The sequence below is a fragment of the Protofrankia sp. CiP1_Cm_nod2 genome (genome assembly GCF_920664355.1).
GTDB lineage: Bacteria > Actinomycetota > Actinomycetes > Frankiales > Frankiaceae > Protofrankia.
Window position 1 is genome coordinate 27,894 of record NZ_CAKKTL010000039.1, and the last position, 5,501, is coordinate 33,394.

Here is a 5,501-nt window from a genome sequence, read left to right on the forward strand (position 1 = left end):
CACACCGCCCAGGGCGAGCAGGAGGCCGACCAGCGCGGCGAGGTCCTCCAGGAGCACCACCGGCAGCTCGGGGGCGCGGGCCGCGCGGATGAAGCCCCACCACGACGCGTCCCCCTTGACCTGCCGGGTCTCGTGGATCGCGGTCCGGAAGGAGAACGCCTCCAGACCGATCGCCACCAGCAGGACGACCACCGCCACCACGCCGTTGTCCAGATGGTGCGGGTGGCGCAGCTTCTCCACGCCCTCGTAGACGGAGAACAGCCCGCCCACGCTGAACAGCACGATCCCGACGAGGAAGCCGGCGATGTAGCGGGAGCGGCCGTAGCCGAAGGGGTGCTCCTCGTCGGCCGGCCGGGTGGCGCGCCGCCGGCCGAGCAGGAGCAGGCCCTGGTTGCCCGAGTCGGCGAGCGAGTGGATGGACTCGGCCAGCATCGACGACGACCGGGTGATGAGGAACGCGACGAGCTTCGCCAGCGCGATCCCCAGATTGGCCGCCAGCGCGGCTACGACCGCCCTGCTACCACCTTCCGCGCTCACACGACCACCTGACCCACCACTCCTCGACAGCTTCTCGACGATCTATCAACGATCTCCGGACGCTTCCCGGACGGTTATCAGATGGTGACGGCGTCCGATACGTCCCCGGCCAGTGTGCCAAGCCGGGCCGGTCACCCGCCCGCCGGCCATGATGACCGCGACCCGCGAGCCAGGACGATCACTGCCGCCGGCCCGCGCCGGACACACCGCCAGCCCACGCCGGACCGCGCCAGCCCCGGCCGGACTACGCCGGAGCTCCGCCGACCGGGCCGGACACACCGCCGGAGCGGGCCGCCCCGCGGGCCGCCGGTGACGTCTCAGGCCAGGGTGATCAGTTCGGCGAGGTCCGCCGACCAGGAGTCCTCGACGCCGTCCGGCAGCATCAGGACCTTGTCGGGCGCGAGCGCCTCGACCGCGCCGGGGTCGTGGGTCACCAGCACCACCGCCCCGCGGAAGGTGGCCAGCGCCGCCAGCACCTCGTCGCGGGACGCCGGGTCGAGGTTGTTGGTCGGCTCGTCCAGCAGCAGCACGTTGGCGGCGCTACACACCAGCCCGGCCAGGGCCAGCCGGGTCTTCTCCCCGCCGGAGAGGGTGCCGGCCGGCTGGTCGACGCTGTCCCCGCTGAACAGGAAGGCCCCGAGGATGCGGCGCAGCTCCACGTCCGAGGTGCCGGGTGCGGCCGCGCGCATGTTGTCCAGTACCGAGCGGTCGGTGTCGAGGGTCTCGTGCTCCTGGGCGTAGTAGCCCAGACGCAGCCCGTGACCGGGATGGACCTCGCCGGTGTCGGGGGTCTCGGCGCCGGCGAGGATCCGCAGCAGCGTGGTCTTGCCGGCGCCGTTGAGGCCGAGGACGACGACGCGCGCGCCGCGGTCGATGGCGAGGTCGACCCCGGCGAAGACCTCCAGCGACCCGTAGGACTTCGACAGCCCGGTGGCGGTCAGCGGCGTGCGCCCGCACGGCGCCGGGTCGGGGAAGCGCAGCTTGGCGACCCGGTCGGCGACGCGCACCTCGGCCAGGCCGGCGGCCAGCCGCTCGGCCCGGCGGTCCATCTGGTGGGCCGCGCGGGCCTTGGTCGCCTTGGCCCGCATCTTGTCCGCCTGGGCCTTGAGCGCGTCGATCTTCTTCTCGGCGTTGGCCCGCTCGCGGCGGCGGCGGCGCTCGTCGAGCTCCCGCTGGGACAGGTACGTCTTCCAGTTGACGTTGTAGACGTCCAGTGCGGCGCGGGTGGCGTCGAGGTAGAAGACCTTGTTCACGCAGCGGTCGAGCAGGTCGACGTCGTGGCTGACCACGACCAGCCCGCTGTCGTGGGAGCGCAGGAAGTCGCGCAGCCAGACGACCGAGTCGGCGTCGAGGTGGTTGGTGGGCTCGTCGAGCAGCAGGGTCGCCTGGTTGTCGCCGGCCCCGGCGAAGAGGATGCGGGCCAGCTCCACCCGGCGGCGCTGGCCACCGGAGAGCGTCTCGAGCTGCTGGGCGAGGACCCGGTCCGACAGCCCGAGCGCCGAGCAGATCCGGGCCGCCTCGGCCTCGGCCGCGTACCCGCCGAGCGTGCCGAAACGCTCCTCCAGCCGGCCGTAGCGGCGGATGGCCGTGTCGCGGGCGGCCTCGTCGACCAGCTCGGCCATTTCGACGTGCAGCTTCTCCATCTCGCGCAGCAACGCGTCGAGACCACGGGCAGAAAGAACGCGGTCGCGGACCGTATCGGACGGGTCGCCGCTGCGGGGATCCTGCGGCAGGTAGCCGAGCTCGCCGCGGACGTCCACCGTGCCGGCGAACGGCAGGGTCTCGCGGGCCAGCGTCTTCAGCAGCGTCGTCTTGCCGGCCCCGTTGCGTCCGACGAGCCCGATCCGGTCGCCGGGCTGGATGCGGAACGACACCGCCTCGATGAGGGTGCGGGCGCCCGCGCGCAGCTCGAGATCGGACGCAATGATCATTGGTGTACGTGGCCTTCCGGGAACGTCGACGAACGTGGAGCGATCGGCTACCGCCCTACCGGCAGCCGGTGACCGGCAACCGATTGCCGGTCACCGACCGACTGGTGCTGGCAACCGACAGCCGATGACAGCGAGGCGGCACCGCGCCGCCAGACCCATCGTCTCAGACTACGATCGCCCGATCTCGGACTACGGTTAGCCGTCTGGTACACATCTGTATCCATCCTGCAACCGACAGCCGGCGGCATGGTGATCATTTTTGTGCCACCAGGGCCGAAACGCCGTCATACGGCGGTAACACAGGCAACTTAGGCTCTCCGGATGTGGCGGACCTCTTCGAAGGGTATGCGTCCCAGGCCACGCAGGCCTGGGACGAGGTGTTCGAGGCCCCGGACACCCCCCGCCCGCTGTACGCCTCGCTCTACGACGCCCTCCGGCCGCTGAGCAGCAGCGACCTCGCCGCCCGCAAGGCCGCGCTCGACCGGGCGTTCCGGGACGCCGGGATCACCTTCAACCTCTTCGGCGAGGAGCGCCCCTTCCCGCTGGATCTCGTCCCCCGCCTGCTGGACAACTCCGAATGGGACGTCATCGAACGCGGGGTCACCCAGCGTGTCCGGGCGCTGGAGGCGTTCCTCGCCGACATCTACGGGCGGGCGGAGGTCCTGGCCGACGGGATCGTCCCCCGCCGGCTGGTGCTCTCCAGCGCGCACTTCCACCGCGCCGCGCACGGCATCGACCCGCCGAACGGGGTCCGCGCGCACGTCAGCGGCATCGACCTGATCCGCGACGAGCGGGGCGGCTTCCGCGTCCTCGAGGACAACGTGCGGGTGCCGTCGGGGGTCAGCTACGTGGTGGAGAACCGGCGGGCGATGACCAGGGTCTTCCCCGAACTGTTCGCCACCCACCGGGTGCGCCCGGTCGCGGACTACGCCACCCATCTGCTGCACGCGCTGCGGGCCGCCGCCCCGCCCGACGTCGCCGACCCGACCGTGGTCGTGCTGACACCGGGGGTGTACAACTCGGCGTACTTCGAGCACGCCCTGCTCGCCCGGCAGATGGGCGTCGAACTCGTCGAAGGACGGGATCTGACGGTACGCAACAACAACGTCACCATGCGCACGACAGAGGGCGACCGGCCCGTCCACGTCGTCTACCGCCGGATCGACGACGACTGGCTGGACCCGCTGCACTTCCGCCCCGAGTCGGTGGTCGGCTGCGCCGGGCTGCTCAACGCCGCCCGGGCGGGCCGGGTCACCATCGCCAACGCGGTCGGCAACGGGATCGCCGACGACAAGCTGATGTACACCTACGTCCCCGACCTCATCCGGTACTACCTCGGCGAGGAACCGGTCCTGGCCAACGTCGACACCTACCGGCTGGAAGACCCCGACCAGCGCGACCATGTGCTCGGCCACCTCGACGAGCTCGTGCTCAAGCCGGTGGACGGCTCCGGCGGCAAGGGCATCGTCATCGGCGAGCAGGCGTCCGCGGCGGAGCTCGGCGTGTTACGGCTGAAGATCGAAGCCGACCCGCGTGGCTGGATCGCCCAGCGGATCGTGCGGCTGTCGACCTCGCCCACGCTCGCCGGTGACCGGCTGGGGCCACGGCATGTGGACCTGCGCCCGTTCGCGGTCAACGACGGCCGCCGGGTGTGGGTGCTGCCGGGCGGGCTGACCAGGGTCGCGCTGCCGCGCGGCAGCCTCGTGGTCAACTCCAGCCAGGGCGGCGGCTCCAAGGACACCTGGGTGCTGGCCTCGCCGGAGTCCAGCCGGGAGAGCATCTCCCCGCGCACCCGGCCGCCGGGCAACGTCCCGCAGGTCGCCGACGGCCCCGACGTCGGCCCGTTCCCCTCCTGCGACCAGCAGCAACAACAGCAACAACAGCGGGAGGGACGGCAGCCGCAACCACCCCCAGGGCGGCCACGACACCGGCCGGGGCAGCCACGGCGACAGGAGCCGGGGCAGCCATGGCAGGGGCAGCCATGGCAGGGGCAGGAGCGGCAAGGGCAGCGGCAGGAGCCGCGGTGGGACCAGTCGGAACACGGACAGCCACGGCCGGAGACCATCGGTGACCAGGCCCGCCGCCTGAACGGGCCGGCCGCATGCTGAGCCGCATCGCCGAGTCGCTGTTCTGGATCGGCCGCTACTCCGAGCGCGCCGAGCACACCGCCCGCATCCTCGACGTCCACGTCCAACGGGTGCTGGAGGACCCGTGGCTGGACGAGACCTCGGCCGGCCGGGAGCTGCTGGCCGTCATGGGCATGCCCGCGCCCGACGACGCCGCCGCCGCGGACTCACGGCAGGTCACCGAACTGCTCGCGTTCGACCCGGCCAACCCGTCCAGCATCACCGGCGCGGTCGGCGCGGCCCGGGAGAACGCCCGCGGCGCCCGCGACGTCATCTCCAGCGAGGTCTGGGAGTGCCTGAACGCGACCTGGAACGACCTGCCGCACTCCGAGGAGCTCGCGCGCCGCCTCGGCCCGCACGTGTTCTTCCGCTACATCAGGGAACGGACGGCGATGCTCGCCGGCCTGGTCGACGCCACCCTCGCCCGCGACGACGGCTGGCGCTTCCTCATCCTCGGGCGCAGCCTGGAACGGGTCGACATGACCGCCCGGCTGCTGTCGTCGAGCATCAGCGAGGATCCCGCGTCCCAGAGCTGGGTGAGCCTGCTGCGCTCCTGCGGGGCGCACGAGGCGTACCTGCGGACCTACCGGCGGGCCGTGGACGCCGCGCGCGTCGCCGAGTTCCTGCTGCTGGACAGGCTGTTCCCACGGTCGGTGTACTGGTCGCTGTCGATGGCCGAGCAGATCCTCGCCGAGCTCGACGGCACCCGCCGCGAGGCCCGGTTCACCGTGGACGACATGGCCCGCCGCATCGTCGGCCGGGCCCGCACCGAACTTGAGTTCCGCAGCGTGGACGAGCTGGTCGACGACATGCCCGACCTGCTGGTGTCGCTGCAACGCACCTGCTCCACCGTCAGCGAGGCAGTCACGCACCGCTACTTCGCCCGCAACGCCCCCCGCTCCTGGAC

General features: G+C 72.0%; 4 protein-coding genes. 2 read left to right on the forward strand and 2 right to left on the reverse strand.

The window, feature by feature from the left end; translation table 11 throughout:
* Together NBW84_RS06610 and NBW84_RS06615 are read right to left on the reverse strand one after the other, a co-directional pair.
* The coding region (locus NBW84_RS06610) for a cation diffusion facilitator family transporter (protein WP_250282670.1) at positions 1-537 on the reverse strand (537 nt) is incomplete at its 3' end.
* Positions 538-854: 317 nt separating this feature from the next.
* Positions 855-2,468: an ABC-F family ATP-binding cassette domain-containing protein gene (locus tag NBW84_RS06615; RefSeq protein WP_250282672.1), complete on the reverse strand. Its 1,614-nt coding sequence runs from the start codon at positions 2,466-2,468 to the stop codon at positions 855-857.
* Between the two features lie 323 nt (positions 2,469-2,791).
* Between NBW84_RS06615 and NBW84_RS06620 the strand changes: the two genes are divergently transcribed.
* The gene (locus NBW84_RS06620) at positions 2,792-4,576 is read left to right on the forward strand and encodes a circularly permuted type 2 ATP-grasp protein (protein ID WP_250282674.1); all 1,785 of its coding nucleotides are present in this window, start codon (positions 2,792-2,794) and stop codon (positions 4,574-4,576) included.
* The coding region (locus tag NBW84_RS06625; protein WP_250282677.1) for an alpha-E domain-containing protein at positions 4,570-5,501 on the forward strand (932 nt) is incomplete at its 3' end. The genes NBW84_RS06620 and NBW84_RS06625, both read left to right, overlap by 7 nt.